This is a genomic window from Pseudomonas sp. (assembly GCF_050739935.1).
GTDB lineage: Bacteria > Pseudomonadota > Gammaproteobacteria > Pseudomonadales > Pseudomonadaceae > Aquipseudomonas.
Genome location: NZ_JBOICF010000082.1, coordinates 60,711 through 78,420 on the forward strand (window position 1 = coordinate 60,711; position 17,710 = coordinate 78,420).

14 protein-coding genes and 4 pseudogenes are annotated in these 17,710 nt (G+C 53.8%); 3 read left to right on the forward strand and 15 right to left on the reverse strand.

Going from position 1 to position 17,710, the window contains the following annotated elements; translation table 11 throughout:
• Positions 1-2: 2 nt before the first annotated feature.
• The 3 genes from ACRER8_RS16405 to ACRER8_RS16415 form a co-directional block, all read right to left on the reverse strand.
• On the reverse strand, positions 3-1,499 hold the full coding sequence (locus tag ACRER8_RS16405; protein ID WP_431747277.1) for an efflux transporter outer membrane subunit: 1,497 nt from the start codon (positions 1,497-1,499) through the stop codon (positions 3-5).
• Positions 1,496-1,969 (reverse strand): MarR family winged helix-turn-helix transcriptional regulator, encoded by a 474-nt coding sequence (locus ACRER8_RS16410; RefSeq protein WP_431747278.1) that lies wholly within the window; start codon positions 1,967-1,969, stop codon positions 1,496-1,498. The genes ACRER8_RS16405 and ACRER8_RS16410 overlap by 4 nt, the downstream gene beginning before the upstream one ends.
• Before the next feature lie 633 nt (positions 1,970-2,602).
• Positions 2,603-3,211 (reverse strand): tRNA-(ms[2]io[6]A)-hydroxylase, encoded by a 609-nt coding sequence (locus tag ACRER8_RS16415; protein WP_431747291.1) that lies wholly within the window; start codon positions 3,209-3,211, stop codon positions 2,603-2,605.
• A gap of 221 nt (positions 3,212-3,432) precedes the next feature.
• Between ACRER8_RS16415 and ACRER8_RS16420 the strand changes: the two genes are divergently transcribed.
• Positions 3,433-4,308 (forward strand): universal stress protein, encoded by an 876-nt coding sequence (locus ACRER8_RS16420; RefSeq protein WP_431747279.1) that lies wholly within the window; start codon positions 3,433-3,435, stop codon positions 4,306-4,308.
• 90 nt (positions 4,309-4,398) lie between these two features.
• On the opposite strand, the gene ACRER8_RS16425 is transcribed toward ACRER8_RS16420, so the two are convergent.
• Positions 4,399-4,866: a DUF1289 domain-containing protein gene (locus ACRER8_RS16425; protein ID WP_431747280.1), complete on the reverse strand. Its 468-nt coding sequence runs from the start codon at positions 4,864-4,866 to the stop codon at positions 4,399-4,401.
• A gap of 392 nt (positions 4,867-5,258) precedes the next feature.
• On the opposite strand from ACRER8_RS16425, the gene acnB reads away from it, so the two are divergent.
• Both acnB and ACRER8_RS16435 read left to right on the forward strand, forming a co-directional pair.
• Entirely contained in the window at positions 5,259-7,859 is a 2,601-nt protein-coding gene (acnB, locus tag ACRER8_RS16430; RefSeq protein ID WP_431747281.1) for a bifunctional aconitate hydratase 2/2-methylisocitrate dehydratase, read from the forward strand.
• Positions 7,860-8,383: 524 nt separating this feature from the next.
• Positions 8,384-8,909 (forward strand): annotated as a pseudogene (locus ACRER8_RS16435) (GNAT family N-acetyltransferase).
• A 464-nt stretch (positions 8,910-9,373) separates the two neighbouring features.
• Here ACRER8_RS16435 and ACRER8_RS16440 read toward each other — a convergent pair.
• The 11 genes and pseudogenes from ACRER8_RS16440 to ACRER8_RS16490 form a co-directional block, all read right to left on the reverse strand.
• On the reverse strand, positions 9,374-9,772 hold the full coding sequence (locus tag ACRER8_RS16440) for a hypothetical protein (protein ID WP_431747282.1): 399 nt from the start codon (positions 9,770-9,772) through the stop codon (positions 9,374-9,376).
• A gap of 7 nt (positions 9,773-9,779) precedes the next feature.
• On the reverse strand, positions 9,780-9,965 hold the full coding sequence (locus ACRER8_RS16445; protein WP_431747292.1) for an HNH/endonuclease VII fold putative polymorphic toxin: 186 nt from the start codon (positions 9,963-9,965) through the stop codon (positions 9,780-9,782).
• Positions 9,966-10,126: 161 nt separating this feature from the next.
• Positions 10,127-10,328, reverse strand: a pseudogene (locus tag ACRER8_RS16450) (RHS repeat-associated core domain-containing protein); the annotation flags it as partial.
• Between the two features lie 597 nt (positions 10,329-10,925).
• Complete coding sequence (locus ACRER8_RS16455) at positions 10,926-11,057, reverse strand: HNH/endonuclease VII fold putative polymorphic toxin (protein ID WP_431747283.1); 132 nt, start codon at positions 11,055-11,057, stop codon at positions 10,926-10,928.
• A gap of 468 nt (positions 11,058-11,525) precedes the next feature.
• Complete coding sequence (locus ACRER8_RS16460; RefSeq protein ID WP_431747284.1) at positions 11,526-11,945, reverse strand: hypothetical protein; 420 nt, start codon at positions 11,943-11,945, stop codon at positions 11,526-11,528.
• On the reverse strand, positions 11,926-12,168 hold the full coding sequence (locus tag ACRER8_RS16465; protein ID WP_431747285.1) for an HNH/endonuclease VII fold putative polymorphic toxin: 243 nt from the start codon (positions 12,166-12,168) through the stop codon (positions 11,926-11,928). Before ACRER8_RS16465 ends, ACRER8_RS16460 begins: the two co-directional genes overlap by 20 nt.
• A 117-nt stretch (positions 12,169-12,285) precedes the next feature.
• Positions 12,286-12,446, reverse strand: a pseudogene (locus ACRER8_RS16470) (RHS repeat-associated core domain-containing protein); the annotation flags it as partial.
• Positions 12,447-13,009: 563 nt separating this feature from the next.
• Entirely contained in the window at positions 13,010-13,612 is a 603-nt protein-coding gene (locus ACRER8_RS16475; RefSeq protein WP_431747286.1) for a hypothetical protein, read from the reverse strand.
• Positions 13,613-13,931: 319 nt separating this feature from the next.
• Positions 13,932-14,198, reverse strand: a pseudogene (locus ACRER8_RS16480) (RHS repeat-associated core domain-containing protein); the annotation flags it as partial.
• Between the two features lie 488 nt (positions 14,199-14,686).
• Entirely contained in the window at positions 14,687-15,103 is a 417-nt protein-coding gene (locus ACRER8_RS16485) for a hypothetical protein (RefSeq protein ID WP_431747287.1), read from the reverse strand.
• The coding region (locus tag ACRER8_RS16490; RefSeq protein ID WP_431747288.1) for an RHS repeat-associated core domain-containing protein at positions 15,084-17,710 on the reverse strand (2,627 nt) is incomplete at its 5' end. The genes ACRER8_RS16490 and ACRER8_RS16485, both read right to left, overlap by 20 nt.

The window sequence follows — 17,710 nt, forward strand, 5'->3', positions numbered from 1 at the left end:
CCTTAATGAGTCAGCGAAGCAGTTGACGGGACGGCCGGGGCGGCGTTTTCGCCAGGTTTGCTCTCTTCGAAGCCTCCCCCCAGGGCCTGCATCAACTGGATCGAAAGATCGATTCGTTGCGCGTTGAGATCAGCCAGTTGGCGTTGCGACTGCAGCAATTGCTGCTCGACGGTCAGCACATCGAGGTAATTGCCGATCCCCGACGAATAGCGCTGAACGACGGTGTTGTAGGACTTCTGAATGACATCGGTCGCCTGCTGTCGCGCATCGATCTGACCACCGATGGAGTGCAGCTGGCCAATGTTGTCGCTGACGTCACCCAGGGCCCGCACCAGACTCTTGTTGTACTGCGCGACCGCAAGGTCATAGTCGGCATCCCGGGCATCGAGGTCGGCGCGACGACGGCCACCATCGAAGATTGGCAGGGAAACGGTTGGCCCCACGTTGAAGAAGCGGCTGGCCGAACCGAACATTGCATCACCCAGCAATGAATCCACGCCCGCCGAGGCGCTGAGGTTCAGGTTTGGATAGAAATTGGTTTTGCTGGCCGCGATGTCCTTGTTGGCCGCTTCGACCCGCCAGCGCGCCGCCACCAGGTCCGGGCGACGACCGAGCAATTCGGCCGGCACCACCGAAGGCAACGCCACCACGGCAGGCTTGAGCACGTTCGGCCTGGCCAGCTCTTCGCCCCGATCCGGGCCTTTGCCCATCAGCACCGCGAGGGCGATCTTCGCCGTGCGCAGACGTTTGTCGGCGTCGATCAGCGCTTCGCGGGAGCCTGCTTCCAGGCTCTCGGTCTGCTGATACTGGTACTGGCTGTCGATGCCGGACTTGAAACGCCGGGCGCCCAATTCCAGCAGTTGCCGGGTACGCTTGAGGTCGTCGGTCGCCAGATCACGGATGATGTAAGCCTGGCCCAGATCGCTGTAAGCGCGGGCGACATCTGCCGCCAGGGTCAATTGCGCCGCTTGCTGGTCAATCTCGTAGGCGCGGGCCTGGCCCAACGCCGCCTCCCAGGCCGCACGCTGGCCGCCCCAAAGGTCGAAGTTGTAATTGAAGCTGGCACCCAGGCTACGCAAGGTGCTGGAACGGCCGCCCTCGCCCGTCGGATCCTGATCCTTTGCCAGACGTGATCGGCTGATACTGGCATCGGCATCGACGGTCGGCATGCGATCGGCGTCGGCAGCGTAGGCCGCAGCGGCGGCCTGGTGGGTCCGGGCAGCGGCAACCTGCATGTCAGGACTGTCGCGCAGTGCTTCAGTGATCAGGTCGTTGAGCTGTGCATCGCCGAGGCTGGTCCACCAATCGCGTTTCGGCCAGGCGGCTGGCGACAGGTTGATGCCCTTGAGGCTTTGTCCGGCCTGCAGATTATTGGCGTCGATACCGACGCCCTCAGTGTTCAAGCCTTTGGAATTGGCGCAGCCAGCCATGACCAGCGCGACAAACACCAGGCTTAACGAAGTACGCAGGGCCGAGCCCTGCCTGGGTCGAATGTTCATTTTGCTGCAATCCGCGCAAGAGTGATCGGATCAGCCGCCGCGACCAGAACTTTGGTGAGCAATTTTTCCAACATGGCCAATTCACTATGCTCCAAGACGCCGACCATTTCGTTCATCGCATGCGCCCCTATCTGCGGCAACAGGTCCGACAGCGCCTGACCGGCATCGGTCAAGACCAGGCGGACCTGACGGCGATCCGACTCGGAACGCGTGCGCATCAGCAGGTCCTTCTGCTCCAGACGATCGAGCATGCGCGTCATCGAGCCGCTGTCCAGACACAGCGAACGGCAGAGATCTGCGGGGGTATCGGCACCGTAGAGCGCCACGATGACCAGGACCTTGAATTGCTGGGCGGTCAAGTCATAGGGTTCAAGATGTTTGTCGAGAATGCGGTTCTTCAGCAGGTCGGCTCGACCGATCAACATCCCTAACAGGCTGTTCTGAAAAGTCTCGGGAGTGAAGTGCGCCATTGATAGTCACCAATTGTCTGCCTAGGCAGTGAGTTGGCGGGAATATTACTGCCTAAGCAGCAAACACACAATGAAACAATTTTCAGGATGCGGAGTTCCGGACGAGTGTGCTCGCCGGACGGGCAGTAGAGTCACGAAAGGACGTCAGCTAAACCGGAATAAGCGGCCTGCACCAAAACGTGTAGGAGACGTCGGCGGTTAAGACGGCAGCGAACGCGGTGGGTCAGGCGGTGCATCACTGTCTAACCCTGCGCGTTCGCCAGCAAGCCGGCTCCTACCGGTGTTGCGTTGGCAACTCAATCAGCCGAAACGACCGGTTATGAAAAATATCGCTACGTCACGGAACCTGTAGGAGACGTCGGCGGTTAAGACGACAGCGAACGCGGTGGGTCAGGCGGTGCATCACTGTCTGACCCTGCGCGTTCGCCAGCAAGCCGGCTCCTACAGGTGTTGCGTTAGCCACTCAATCAGTCGAAACGACCGGTATAAAAATGTCGCTACGTCACGGAACCTGTAGGAGACGTCGGAGGTTACGACGGCAGCGAACGCGGGGGTCAGGCGGTACATCACTGTCTGACCCTGCGCGTTCGCCAGCAAGCCGGCTCCTACAGTGCAAGGTAGAGCGCTCAACGGTTACCGCGCAGGCACACCACTGTGAAACCGGAAATCCTCATCCGGGCTTTCAATCAGCTCGCGCTCGGCCAGGCGGATTTCCTGAATCTTGGCGTCGACATCCGCCTCCTCACCATACAGATAGGCCAATTTCAGGTAGTCCTGAAAGTGCCGTGCCTCAGACTTGAGCAGGCTGGCGTAGAACTTCGACAGGTCGGCGTCCAGATGCGGAACCAGCGCTGCGAAGCGCTCGCATGACCGTGCTTCCACGATGGCGCCGACGATCAGTGCATCGGTCAGCCGATAAGGATTGTGGTTACGTACTCGTTTGCGTAGCGATCCGGCATAGCGGGCCGAGCTGATGTTGGCCATCGCAATGCCGCGCTTCTTGATGATGCCGATCACTTGCTCGAAATGACGCAGTTCTTCACGGGCCAGACGCGACATCTTGGCCAGCAGGTCGAACTTGTCGTTGTACTGGAACATGAATTGGAACGCCGCCCCAGCGGCTTTCTTTTCGTTGTTCGCGTGGTCGATCAGCAGGATGTCCAGGTTCTGCAAGGCCGCCTGGACCCAGGTGTCCGGGGTCGGACAAAGCAGGAAAGCGTCGACTTCTGGATAGATCTGCATGAGTTCACGAATGGCTGGATGGGCAAGGCGCAGCATTATACGGGGCTCGTTGCACAGAACCAGCCTCTGTACCCGTAAAACTCATGAGCCCGATCAGCGCAACGCCCCCCGGCAGCCGATTCACGCCGATCACTTCACGCCAGCCGACTATATTCAATAAGCGAACCGTCCCGGTCTGTGTAAGGTCGAACGTTTCATAAGTCTTGCAGGGAGATCAGCTCATGCAATCGATTCGCAGAATTCTGGTAGTCATCGAACCTGGCGCGGAAACTGACAAGGTGGCCAGTCTGACCATGCCACGCGCCTGCCTGATAGCACGCGCGACAGGGGCGAGCCTGCATCTGCTGGTGTGTGACAAGAAGCTCGATCACAGCGAACTGCTGACTGACCTTCGACACGTCCTCGAAGCCAAGGATATCAAGGTCACCACCGAACAGGACTGGCATGAGAGCACCCACCAGACGATCGTCAAAGCGCAACAGGCTCAAGGGGCTGACCTGGTGATCAAACAGCACTTTCCCGACAGCGTCTTGAAAAAAGCCCTGCTGACGCCTGCGGACTGGAAACTGTTGCGCTATTGCCCCTGCCCGGTGCTGATGGTGAAGACTGATCGGCCATGGAAAGGCGGGGCGATTCTCGCGGCGGTCGATGTCGGCAACCCGGATGGCGAGCACAGGGCGCTGCACTACAGCATCATCCAGCATGGCTACATCATCGCGGAAATGGCCGAAGGTGATCTGCATGTCATTACCGCGCATCCTTCACCGATGCTGTCGGCGGCGGATCCGGTCTATCAGTTGCCTTCAAGCACAGAAGCCAAGTATCGCGAGCAGTGCACAGCGTTTCAGAGCGAATTCAATATAGATAATGCCCATCTGCACATTGCCGAAGGCCCGGCAGATGTGTTGATCCCGTTCACCGCGCATCATTTGCAGGCGGTAGTGACGGTCATCGGGACCGTGGGCCGCACGGGGATTTCCGGTGCACTGATAGGCAATACCGCCGAAGTGGTGCTCGACTCTCTGGAAAGTGATGTGCTGGTGCTTAAAAGCGAGGAAGTTTTGAAGCATCTGAAGGAGGAGTTGGCGAGAGCTTGAACATATAAGGTTCCGCTTCCGCTTGCAGAACTCGAATAGCCCAAGGTCCCGCATCAGCCCTCCGGGCAGAATCATGAGCAGATCCCACTCTCACCCCATCGCGTCCAGCAAAAACCCTGGGGCGATGTAGCGCTCGTAATGCGCTTCGGACAACAGAAAGAATTCCCGATCAATGGCATCGCGCAGTTCAGGCAGTCCCCAATCGCGGAACTCGGGCAGCACGACCATCCCGTACGCTTCCAGATTGTTGATCGCCCGCGCGCCGCGCGCGATCAACTGGTACGCCCAGCAATACTCCGACTGCTGCGGCACGAAACGGATCTTGCGTTGTTCCAGCTGTTGGCGCAGCTTGGCTGGATCGAACACCTCAACCTTTGCCGTCATCACCTGCACCAGCAATTGCTCAAGGCGCAACCAGACCGCGCGTTTCTCGTCCTCGTTGTAGCCGTTCCAGTGAATCACCTCATGGTGAAAGCGCTTGCAACCGCGGCACACGAGATCGCCGTAAACGGTGGAACACAGGCCTACGCAGGGCGTCTTGATGATGTGATTGGGCATGGCGGGAAACATGGCGGCGGAGGAAACAAGCCCGCATGTTAGCCCTTTGTCTAACGGGGTACACCCTTGAAGATGTAGGGCTAACTTACCTTTACCTTTTTTTTGCCGTAGAATCACCGGGCCTTTTAAGGCGCCAATGTCCGTTGGAAGCTGTTTTCAAAGCGTCACGAGCACAGTCAAGTCTACCCAGCAGTCGGTTCTATGACGCAGGTCCTCCTGCGTCCCCTCCTCCAGAACTGGTCATGCAGGCGTAAAACTTTGAAAACAGCTTCTGTTGGAAATCGTCAGCTGCCTGCCACAAGACTCAAAAAGTTTTTAAAGCGCACGGCTGCGGACCTTTTCTGGATGAGCGTCCCGGACACCCATTTGGGACCACTGATGAGGGTAATACTGTGCTTGAAGCCTACCGTAAACACATCGAAGAGCGTACCGCCCAGGGTATCGTGCCCCAGCCGCTTAACGCCGAACAAACCGCAGGCCTGGTCGAGCTGCTGAAAAACCCACCGGCTGGCGAAGAAGCTTTCCTGCTTGATCTGATCACCAATCGCGTTCCACCTGGAGTTGACGAAGCTGCCTACGTCAAGGCCGGTTTCCTCTCCGCCGTGGCCAAGGGCGAAGGTTCCTCCCCGCTGCTGGACAAGAAGCGCGCGGTAGAACTGCTCGGCACCATGCAGGGCGGCTACAACATCGTGACCATGGTTGACCTGCTGGACGATGCCGAGCTGGCACCGGTCGCCGCAGAGCAACTGAAGCACACGCTACTGATGTTCGACGCCTTCCACGACGTCGCTGAAAAAGCCAAGAACGGCAACTCGCACGCTCAAGCCGTGCTGCAGTCCTGGGCCGATGGTGAGTGGTTCCAGAAGCGTCCGACCCTGGCCGAGAAGATCAGCCTGCGTGTGTTCAAGGTCACCGGCGAGACCAACACCGACGACCTGTCGCCTGCGCCTGATGCCTGGTCCCGTCCTGACATCCCGCTGCACGCCCTGGCCATGCTGAAAATGGCCCGCGACGGCATCGTTCCTGATGCGCAAGGCTCCATCGGTCCGATGAAGCAGATCGAAGAAATGCGCGGCCAGGGTTTCCCTATTGCCTACGTCGGTGACGTAGTCGGTACCGGCTCCTCGCGCAAATCGGCGACCAACTCGGTGCTGTGGTTCTTCGGCGACGACATTCCCTACGTGCCGAACAAGCGCGCAGGCGGCTTCTGCTTCGGCAGCAAGATCGCTCCGATCTTCTACAACACCATGGAAGATGCGGGCGCACTGCCTATCGAATTCGATGTCTCGAACATCAACATGGGCGACGTGATCGACGTTTACCCATACGCAGGCAAAGTCACCAAGCACGACAGCGACGAAGTGATCACCACTTTTGAACTGAAGACTCCGGTATTGCTGGACGAAGTCCGCGCTGGCGGCCGTATCCCGCTGATCGTTGGCCGCGGCCTGACTAGCAAGGCGCGCGCCGAGCTGGGCCTGCCACCTTCGACGCTGTTCAAGCTGCCTGAAGTTCCGGCTGCCAGCACCAAGGGTTTCACCCTGGCGCAGAAAATGGTCGGCAAGGCATGCGGTACCGACGGCATCCGTCCGGGCACCTACTGCGAACCGAAGATGACCACCGTCGGTTCTCAAGACACCACCGGTCCAATGACCCGTGATGAGCTGAAAGACCTGGCTTGCCTTGGCTTCTCCGCCGATCTGGTGATGCAGTCCTTCTGCCACACAGCTGCTTATCCAAAGCCGATCGACGTCAAGACTCACCACACCCTGCCTGACTTCATCATGACCCGTGGCGGCGTTTCGCTGCGTCCGGGCGACGGCATCATCCACAGCTGGCTGAACCGCATGTTGCTGCCGGACACCGTCGGTACCGGCGGTGACTCGCACACCCGTTTCCCGATCGGTATCTCGTTCCCGGCGGGTTCCGGTCTGGTCGCGTTCGCCGCTGCCACCGGCGTCATGCCGCTGGACATGCCGGAGTCGATTCTGGTGCGTTTCAAAGGCAAGTTGCAGCCGGGCGTCACCCTGCGTGACCTGGTTCACGCGATTCCTTACTACGCGATCCAGAAAGGCCTGCTGACGGTCGAGAAGAAAGGCAAGAAAAACGCCTTCTCCGGTCGCATCCTGGAAATCGAAGGTCTGGAAGCCCTGACCGTCGAACAAGCCTTCGAACTCTCCGACGCGTCGGCAGAACGTTCGGCCGCCGGTTGCACCATCAAACTGTCGAAAGAGTCGATTGCCGAATACCTGAAATCCAACATCACCCTGCTGCGCTGGATGATTGCGGAAGGCTACGGCGATCCACGTACTCTGGAACGCCGCGCTCAAGCGATGGAAGCCTGGGTTGCCAACCCTGAGCTGCTGGAAGCCGATGCCGACGCCGAATACGCAGAAGTCATCGAGATCGACCTGGCCGACGTCAAGGAGCCCGTGCTCTGCGCGCCGAACGACCCGGACGACGCCCGTCTGCTGTCCAGCGTCGCTGGCGAGAAAATCGACGAAGTGTTCATCGGTTCGTGCATGACTAACATCGGTCACTTCCGCGCTGCCGGTAAGTTGCTGGATCAAGTCAAGGGTCAGCTTCCAACCCGTCTGTGGCTGTCGCCGCCGACCAAAATGGATGCTCACCAGTTGACCGAGGAAGGTTACTACGGCATCTACGGCAAGGCCGGCGCGCGCATGGAAATGCCGGGCTGCTCGCTGTGCATGGGTAACCAGGCACGTGTCGAGCCGAACGCTACCGTGGTATCAACCTCTACTCGCAACTTCCCGAACCGTCTGGGTGATGGCGCGAACGTTTACCTGGCTTCGGCTGAGCTGGCGTCCGTAGCATCGATCCTGGGTCGCCTGCCGACCGTCGAGGAGTACATGGAGTACGCCGGCAAGATCGACAGCATGTCTGCCGATGTTTACCGCTACCTGAGCTTCGACCAGATCGCCGAGTTCCGTGAGTCCGCCGCGAACGCCAATATCCCGGTTGTTCAAGCGTAAGATCGAGACACAGCGTTGAAAGAACCCCGCTTCGGTGGGGTTTTTTTATGGGTTGGGTTTGGTGGCTTGTGATCTTTGGCCTCGTGACCTGGTGTTGTTGCGATTGGGTGTATATCCGTTACCTCGGACGACGCTGGGTTTGTTCTGCTAACAGCATAAGCGTTTCGCCTCCGACGAGTTACTTGGAAAAGCCGGAATGCCGGACCAACCCCAATTAATCAAGGGCTTGCTCTTGGTTTGGCCTGCGCCAAAGTCGCGACTCGCGTCGGCTGGTCCATGGCGTATGAAAAGCAAAGGCATGACGGGCTGGAGATAACGCTCTACGCATCTGTAATGCCCGAACACAACCCTTCGCTGCCCCCCTAAACTACTGTAGGAGCCGGCTTGCTGGCGAACCAGGCGTCTCAGTCGTGGATGCGTTAACTGACACTCGGCGTTCGCCAACGAGGTTTAGGCTTGCCGCCAGGGCTGAGTTCTTCAGGTGATAGCCACGCCGACAAACTGCCGCTTAAAGTGACAGGGCCATCTGTTTTCAAAGGACGAATACGGCGAAACCCGCTTCCACTCAGATTGTCATCAAACGTTTTACCGAAGCTCATATCGAAGGCCCACCGCGCTCTATAGCGATCCTGAGGTCTGTCCTCAGGTGTTGCAAATGCCTTATCAATCACCGGACGTCCGGCGCAAGCGGCTAGCGGCGAGTGATGAGCGGGCAGTCAAACTCGTCGCCCTGCACGATAACAAAGTGATCGGAAACATCGGCCTGGAACAGTGTTTGCGAATCCGACAACGCCACGTAGGTGCCATCGGCATGGGCATTGCGGTGGCATGGCAAGGCAAAGGGGTTGGATCGATGCTGATGACGGCTGTATTGAAATGGCGGACAACTGGATGAACCTGCACAGAGTCGAACTGACTGTCTTCTCCGACAACGCAGCCGCCCAGGGCTTGTACCGCAAATTCGGCTTCGAAACAGAAGGACACCTGCGCGACTATGCAGTGCGCGACGGCAGATACGTCGATGCCATCAGCATGGCCCGGCTGCGATGACACTAAAGGACACGCCCATCCAGTAGAACCCAGGTCTTCTCGACCTGAATCAACAAACAGCGTTCCGCACCCGAAAGACGCTGTAGCAGCACGGCTTGCCGGCGGGTGGCGCCCGCAAGATCGCTACCGCTTCAAGCCGGACTGCTACAAGGATTTGGATCGGACGCGCGCGCATGGAAATGCCGGGCTGCTCGCTGTGCATGCGTAACTAGCCACGTGTCGAGCCGAACGCAACTGTGGTCTCTCGACCCGTAACTTTCCTAGCCACCTCCGGCGTGTCCCACGGATACGTCGCTCTCGAAAACATAGGCTAATAGCCACAGTCAGCAATCAATCCCATATCTGGCTTGCCATTCATTCTCAAAGGACGCATTACAGTGACGCACATAGTTATGAGACGTTACATCGAGGCTCATATAGAAGGCGTCACGTCAATTTGTGACGCCCTAAAACTGGGTAATTTGTCACTCATCTATTCCCCCATCTATATAAGTGCTGCAACCCTGAAACCCCAAACTTCCCACCGTAACGTCGAATGCCCAATCGGCTCCACAAGCATTTATACGAATATCTTCACCCTCTTTTGAGAAATCAAAAAAAGCGAAATCGCCGTTTATCCAATTTTCGATGCTAATGTTCCTAGCCCCGCTCCCTAAAAGGCGGATCACAATCACATCGTAGCTCTGGCCGTGTATACCCCACTTGGGTATCTCCAAAGCAGGCTTTTGCCGTGTATGAATGTTCATACTGAATGTACCGGCGACGTCCAAGCCGAACTGTCCTACGTACACAAATTTAGACAACCCGTCGGGAAATATTTTTTTTAAGAAAAAATTACTGTGAATTAAATCAACGACGTTCATATGGACCCTAAAAATTGTAATGACCATGAGTTCCAGGCAAGTGCCCATTTCTTTTTTTATCCGCTGGCCTAACGTTGAAGTGAGGTTCTGCCCCGTGGCCGGGCACCGCCTTCTTACCGTAACTGTGCTCCTGAATAAAAACGGCTTCGCCCCGATTATTTATATATTCATATTGCCTTGTTTTTACAGGCATGTTGCCTTTGATAACTAGCTTTTGATTTTTATCAAGCAAATCCGGTCTTGTGTACGCGGATGGGCCGTGTGTTAACGGTATACCCGCATCCCGCTTAGCCTGCCTAAACGCATCCCTCCGACTCGTCCCTTGATAAGACGTCTTCTTATTGGGAGTGCAACTCCACCCCCACGGATCCACCCACCCCACCGGATTCGGTGCGTACTGATATAAATTCAGCCCGCCCGCCAGCCCAATCGGATCAGGCGTGGTAAACCGTCCTACATCCGGGTCGTAGTACCTGAAGGTGTTGTAGTGCAGTCCGGTCTCGCGATCAAGGTATTGGCCTTGGAAGCGCAGGTTCTGGTTTTCGAGGAAGTAGGGATCGCAGGTTTCTTGGGTGGTGCTGCCCCAGACCTAGTGGCGGAGCTGCCAGACGAGTGGGCTATAAACCATCAAGAAAAATAAAGTTCAAGCCAAACTTATAAACTCTCCTCGTGCACGTCAGTAGCCACATAGCTCCCGGATTTTATTCCAGTTAGTAACAACAATACGCCACAGCCGGAGAAATAAACCCCTCTGATTTTGAATTACCAAATGTAAGTTCGACACTCTTGAAAAACGAGGTCCCCAAAGGCCAAAGAAACCTCCCACCATCTCCGCAGCTATGAAAGGTCGTATTCTCGCCTTCAATCGTCCAGATTACAGGAGCAAAACTTATGCGCTCCCAGTTCGAAATTACCACATTTTTAACCCATTGCCCTGGCAGGCAAATCACTACAACATCATAGTTTTGTCCCCAAATACCCTAATTTTTCCACTTCCGTGGCTGGCTTCTGCCTTGTATGAAAGTTAACGCAAAATTTATTATCGCAATCAAATTCTAGTCGTCCGATTAACATATAGTCAACCAGCCCACTCGGATATAGCTCTTTTAAAAACAACTCCTGGAAGCAACATTCATTAGATTCATATTTCACCTCAAAAATTATAATACCCATGAGCTCCATCAACCGAACCATTCACTGTCTTATCCCACGACCTCACATTGAAGTGTGGTTCCGCGCCATGTAGCAGCGCAGCGATTCCGTCAGCATCCCACCAATTCCGCATCAACCCGGGACACAATTACGAGCCTCTGAGCAGTCACCGCAATCAAAGCCAAAGTTTTACTCAATTTAGGTGCTACTTGATTGAAAAACCAATCCAGAGCATGAAATTGCAAACATCTTATCCTTAGACTGACAGCTAATGACTAATCTAGCTTCTACAACCCAGCATAGTAGCGGTGCGGGAGCGAATCTTCGCCAGTAATGGTTTTTAAAATTAATTATTATCACTAAAGTCGATAAAGTCCATTGAAATAGCTTCAGTAGTTTTAGCGATCATGATTTACCTCCATTGCCAGTGTACGAGGTTTGTCAGCTAACCTAGCGCCAGCATTCGGCTCTGCGCCTAGAGCCACAAATGTAGTGATAGTGGCGAGAAGACGTTGGACGACGTAGGCCACATAAGTTTTTATGCAAAGATAGACGCTACTCAGAGTGTCGGGTCGCATTCGAAACACCTGACAACACTACATCAACAGTCATTTATGTCACCGTCTATATACGTACTGCTCCTTTGAAAGCTCAACATACCAAACAATACTTCAAAATTCCAATCGACTCCTTTTTGATACAGGCCATATTTATTTCCGTCCTTGCGACACCGAAGTTGCGCTTTCCCGAATCCGCTCCAGTTATCAATCTTTATATCTGTTAACCCGTCTCCTAGAAACTCTAGGACCAACACATTATAATCTTTTCCCCACACACCCCACTTAGGGACTTTTTTAGCGGGTTCAACATAAATATGTATATTAATACTGAATCGACCTATATCCAGTCCGAACTGTCCGACCAGCACCTCCCCTAAACCATGAGGGTAAAGTCCCTCAATAAAAAAATGATTTCCTGTGCATTCTAAAAAGATGGAAGAGTCAATAATTGTAGTGTCCATGAGTTCCTTTAACATTTCCAGTTGTAGGGTTTGTGAATGGTCTAATGTTGAAATGCGGTTCCGCCCCTCGCAATGGTACAGCCTTCGAATGTCCATAGCTGTGGTCCTGAATGATTAATCGAGCCCCTTTAACATCCAAAAAGTAATAGTCTCTAGTGTGAGCAATTCGTCCATTTTTATAAACATACCCGCCGTATCCATCTAACAGTTTCTCGCTGATCACTGAATACGGCGATTGGCTCAGCGGAATATTGGCATCTTTTTTTGCCTGCCTAAACGCATCCCTCCGACTCGTCCCCTGATACGAAGTTTGCTTATTGGGAGTGCAACTCCACCCTCACGGATCCACCCACCCCACCGGATTCGGTGGGTACTGATATAAATTCAGCCCGCCCGCCAATCCAATCGGATCAGGCGTGGTAAACCGTCCGACATCCGGGTCTAGTACCTGAAGGTGTTGTAGTGCAGTCCGGTCTCGCGATCAAAATATTGGCCATTCTTATGAAGTGAAGCTTGCAATTCTCCTCGATAGCGCTGCGCCTATCTGGTTGCGTACCATTTGCAAAAAGCGTGATTACATAACTCAATATATAGCATAACCAAACTACGGAATACTATCCGCACATAAAGTTTAATTAGTCTCCCAGGTTATAGTACCAGTTTAGGCTCATTACTGTTTTCTCAATTTCGTTAACATCATGATCGCCAGGTATATCATTAAACGGTTCAGCTAGAATTCTCCCATTTTGTCCAACCAATTTTTTATTCGAATCCGATCTGTAAATCAAGTGCTCTCCAGCGTATAAGCAATATCGGCATCAGGCGTAACTAATTCATCCGCGTGAATAGTAGCAATTAACGATGTCTCTGACCAAAACGAGGATATATTCCACCTTACTGAGAACCTCAATACTACCTTCACCATTAATAGCGATAAATTAGTTTTCCTTTTTCTACGTTAATCCATCGTAAAATTTGAATTTTTTCAGAACAAATCATAGGACCACCCCTCACTCAGGATGAACATCACTATGTTAGCGAGCTGCCAGTTACAAAATTGGCACCTACCATGGTTTCAGTTCATCAGCAGAGTTCATCACCTGATACGGAACAGATTCACGCGCAGCCAGCATTCTGAATCTAACACTTAGTGCTTTATCAAACAACGCCAAGCTCTGCCCAGCGTAAGGAATCAATGAATACAGAATAAAAAACTTACACTTTTCTTGCAATAATTCATTGATAACATCTGCAGAAAGTATTTGCCTATTGGAGACGTTCAAAAGGCTGGGTTTAACTGGTGCGCTGCCTATTTCTTCGATTTTTTTATATCTAGATCGAAGCCCCCATAGCTTATGAGCTTTTTCATAATCCCGCAACGCTGCCTCTACCTCATGAATATATTTTTGGTTTTTAAAAAAATAAATTCCTGCACCTAACGGAACCTCTGCACCCACTAACTTCATCCGGCTAACGTCCCAATAGACGATTGAAGGAAACATTTCTTTCAGCAGTCTACTTGCTTTTTTCGTACGGAAACCGTATGGACCATACCCGTAGGTATCTACATCATATTGATAACTGATGCAGAATCCCTCGTTTGGATCTAAAGGTCCATCAAACATGTCTTTAGGTAAGATTGGAAACTCTATAATCTGCTCTTTCATATTAGCTTCCAAGTAAATACCACCTCTTCGCCTTTAGAATTAACCGCATGTATTTGCCCCGAGTCATGATGTTTGGGAATCCCAGGCTGGCCCGCATCTGGATGACCGTCCGGATGCTCGAAAACGTGCTCTCCTTTCACTCGTTCTCTCCCGAGAGAACGCGCACCTCGACTTTTCATCTCATTCCAGTTTTTGCCCCGACTTGAGTCGTTTAGATCCTCCATAGTAATGCTTCTCCCGCCTTTAGATATCCGAGGAACCTGCGCGTGTTCTTTTGCAAGTATATAAGCATGTCGGCGAGTACGCGCCGTAACAACCGTGCAACTCCAACCCCGCGGATCCACCCACCCCGCCGGGTTCGGTGCGTACTGATATAAATTAAGCCCGCCCGCCAGCCCAATCGGGTCAGGCGTGGTAAACCGTCCTACATCCGGATCGTAGTACCTGAAGGTGTTGTAGTGCAGTCCGGTCTCGCGATAAAGGTATTGGCCTTGAAAACGCAGGTTCTGGTTTTCGACGAGGTAGGGCTCGCGGTTTCTTCGACGGTGTTGCCCCAGACTTGATAACGCGCCTGCCAGAAGGCGTGGTTGTTAGTTTCGGGACAGGGCTCTTCCGGCCGTTAGGATGACTATCAACCAAGACTCGGTTGCTGCACTTCTATACCCCAGTTTAGGTGAAGTCAACCACCAGGCCTCTCGCAAAACTTTAGGTTTTCATTTCTCGTTCAATGTCTGCGGTGTCATCGACACCAAGCTCGTTATCAAATTTCTCCAATAATCCTTCTTGCTTTGGCTAGCGATCGCACTACCTCTCTTTATCTATGATAACGGTTCGTTTCAAACGCACACTCACTTCCCGTTTTTCTTCCGTCGGCTGCGCATATGCTCGATCATAAATGGTAACTAGCATTTTTTAACTAAGTCATTACAAACTCAATCTCCTTGAGTACCGAAATGTCCTTAGTATCAGAAAGCTCAATTATTTCGTCCTTATTAGCACATCATTCTCTTTTTCACGAATATTGGATCGTTCAGCTTCCCTGTACGTAAACATATTCAAATACAAGTGATCTTCTTACTCCTCTATTTCCCCATCAATATACGTACTACACTTTTGAAAAGCCAAAATACCAAAAGAAATTTTTAACTCCCATCCCGCACCGTGCTGGTGAAGAGAGAATATCTTTTCTTTTTTTGTGCATACTAGCGCCCCCCTTCCAAACCCTTCCCAATGCTTGATTTCAATCTCCTTCAAGCCTTGTCCCAACAAGTCAATTACTATTACATTGTAATTTTTCCCCCAGATACCCCACTTGGCCACGTCCTTCGCAGGCTTATCATATACATGCACATCCATTCTAAACTGGCCTTGGTCCAATACGAGATGCCCAATGAACACCTCACCTACACCGCTAGGAAAAATTTCCTTAAGAAATCTATGACCATCGGCGCACTCAATCAAATCGACCGATTCAGTAATTATAATGCCCATGAGTTCCTTCCACCGCTCCTGTATTTGGATTTTTTATAGGTCGCACATTAAAATGAGGCTCAGCTCCACGTAGAGGCTTAGCTTTTAGGTGACCATAGCTATGATCCTGAATAATCACATGCTCTCCTTTATAACTAACAAAATGATACTGTCTAGTTTCAACTATGCGACCATCTTTATATATAAATCCCCCATACCCGTCCATCAGCTTAGGCTTCGTGACAGAATAAGGTGATTGACTTAATGGAATATTAGCATCAAATTTCGCGTACCTAAACGCATCCCTCCGACTCTTCCCCTGATACGACGTCTTCTTATTGGGAGTGCAACTCCACCCCCACGGATCCACCCACCCCACCGGATTCGGTGCGTACTGATATAAATTCAGCCCGCCCGCCAGCCCGATCGGATCGGGCGTGGTGAATCGTCCTACATCCGGGTCGTAGTACCTGAAGGTGTTGTAGTGCAGTCCGGTCTCGCGATCAAGGTATTGTCCTTGGAAGCGCAGGTTCTGGTTTTCGACGAAGTAGGACTCGCGGGTTTCTTCGACGGTGTTGCCCCAGACTTGGTAACGCGCCTGCCAGACGACATGGCCGTCGGTTTCGGTAAGTTGTTGGGGCAGGCCGTTGAGGTCGTTGTGGTAGTGGCGGATTTTCTGGTGTTCGCCTCGGCCGTCGACTCTGGCCAGGGGCTCGTGGCTGTCGTCGGCGTAGAGGTAGAGGGTGGAAAAGCCGTTTTGCTCCTCCTGCAGCAGACGTAGGCCATCCCAGGTGAATGTGGTTTCGCAGAGGATGTGGCCGTCGGGGTGATGCAAGGTTTTGCCGGTGCGCCGCCCAAGCGGGTCGTAGGTCATGCGCACGACATGGTTGTCGGGGTTTCTCACTTCGACTAGCCGGCTTTCGGCGTCATACCCGAAACGCTGGAGGCCATGGCGGATGCTGCGTTTTTCGATCAGTCGACCGAAGCTGTCGTAGTGGTAGCGTTTGTCCTGATAGGCCAGGAGTTTGTTGTGGGCGACTCGGCCAACGCTGGATTGCGGGCCGTCCATGAGGTTGGCGGCGGGGTCGTAGGCGAATCGTTCCAATAGCCCGTTCAAAGTGTCTTGGGCGGACATGATCCTGCTGCTGGAGTCGTATGCAAGCCGGGTTCGATGTTCGCTGTGGCGATTCTGATCGACGCGGCTGGTCAGGTTGTCGGCCAGGTCGTATTCGTAGGCTCTTGTGCTGTCAGCCGGTAAAGGCATGGGGTGACTGGCGTGCCGACGGGTACGTGAGTAAAGGCGGCCGCTGCGGTCGTATTCGTTGCGGGTATGGATCTGGCCTTGGGTTCGCAACACTTCGCGGTGCAGGTGATCCCGTTCGAAGTCGCAGATAACCTGGCCGTCGAGGTTGATCTGGTGCAGGTGGCCGCTGCCATAGAGCAACCGGTTGACCCATCGTCCATCGGGGAGTTGGGTTTGGTTCAGGTTGCCCAGTTCGTCGTAACGGTGGTGGAGCGTACCGGCGACGGTCGTTTCACTGAGTAATTGATTGAGGGGGTCGTAGCAGAAATTGACGCTTTGTTGCTCGCCGTCCAGATTTGTGAAGGTGATGTTGAGCAGATTGTCGAGCGTGTCGTGGCCGTAATCAGTGCGGCCATCGTCGGTCACTTTTTTAACCAGGCGGCCAACGGCATCTCGTTCCAGCACATGAACGATGGAATCCTGCCCGGATACCTGATTGACCCACACCGGATTGTCCAGGACATCGTACTGGTAGCTCCTTTGGCTACCGTCCAAGTCCTGCTGCGTCGAAAGCCGATCCCCGGCATCCCAACCGAACCGATAGCTCTCACCATTTTCGTTGGTCAGGGCGTCCAGTCGGCCATAAGCGTCGTAGCGAAACTCGATTTTCCGGTCATGGGCGTCAAGGCGCTGTTGCAACCGACCGCGTCGGTCGTATTCATAACGCGTGATTTCCCCGGCAGCGTTGGCATAACCGATAAGCAAGCCACTGTCGTCGCGCAGGAACCGCTCGATGCGTCCAACCGGCGACTCCCGTTGTTGCAAACGGCCTTGTGCGTCGTATTCATAACGCGTCCGCTCGCCGAGAGCATCCGTGCTGTGGTCCAGAAACCCGCGCCGGTCGTAACGAAACTTGGTCTCGTAACCCGAACAGTCGATGTAATCGGTCAGTTGCCCGAATTCATTCCAGCGCAATGTTTTGCTCTTGCCGCTGGCGTCGATGACTTCGACGATCCGCCCTCGCTCGTCGAACCGGTAGCGGGTGACATACCCCAAGGGATCGACTTCGTGGGTGCGATTGCCCCGCGCGTCGTAGCGGTATTGCCAGTGGTTGCCCGCCGCGTCGGTTTCCACGTTGGGCAGCGACCAGTGCTCCAGCCACAGGGTTGACTCGATCCGCCCGAGCGGATCTTGGGTCGAACTCAAATTGCCGGCTTCGTCATAGCCAAAGGTCCACTGACCCTGTTGAGGATCGGTAGCGCCGAGCAACTGACGTTCATCGTTCCAGAAAAACTGCCACGTCTGATCGAGGTTGTCGGTGTATTCGGTGATCTGCTGCTGGCTGTTCCAGCGTCGCGTGCTGCGGCGGTTCAGGCCGTCGGTAA

Bases quoted from the DNA above. Each gene is read 5' to 3' on its own strand.
- ACRER8_RS16460 (WP_431747284.1), bottom strand. From the start codon at position 11,945: ATGGACACTACAATTATTGACTCTTCCATCTTTTTAGAATGCACAGGA.
- ACRER8_RS16445 (WP_431747292.1), bottom strand. From the start codon at position 9,965: ATGCCTGTAAAAACAAGGCAATATGAATATATAAATAATCGGGGCGAA.
- ACRER8_RS16485 (WP_431747287.1), bottom strand. From the start codon at position 15,103: ATGGGCATTATAATTACTGAATCGGTCGATTTGATTGAGTGCGCCGAT.
- ACRER8_RS16440 (WP_431747282.1), bottom strand. From the start codon at position 9,772: ATGAACGTCGTTGATTTAATTCACAGTAATTTTTTCTTAAAAAAAATA.
- ACRER8_RS16415 (WP_431747291.1), bottom strand. From the start codon at position 3,211: ATGCAGATCTATCCAGAAGTCGACGCTTTCCTGCTTTGTCCGACCCCG.
- ACRER8_RS16405 (WP_431747277.1), bottom strand. From the start codon at position 1,499: ATGAACATTCGACCCAGGCAGGGCTCGGCCCTGCGTACTTCGTTAAGC.
- ACRER8_RS16475 (WP_431747286.1), bottom strand. From the start codon at position 13,612: ATGAAAGAGCAGATTATAGAGTTTCCAATCTTACCTAAAGACATGTTT.
- ACRER8_RS16420 (WP_431747279.1), top strand. From the start codon at position 3,433: ATGCAATCGATTCGCAGAATTCTGGTAGTCATCGAACCTGGCGCGGAA.
- ACRER8_RS16455 (WP_431747283.1), bottom strand. From the start codon at position 11,057: ATGCGGAATTGGTGGGATGCTGACGGAATCGCTGCGCTGCTACATGGC.
- ACRER8_RS16425 (WP_431747280.1), bottom strand. From the start codon at position 4,866: ATGCCCAATCACATCATCAAGACGCCCTGCGTAGGCCTGTGTTCCACC.
- ACRER8_RS16410 (WP_431747278.1), bottom strand. From the start codon at position 1,969: ATGGCGCACTTCACTCCCGAGACTTTTCAGAACAGCCTGTTAGGGATG.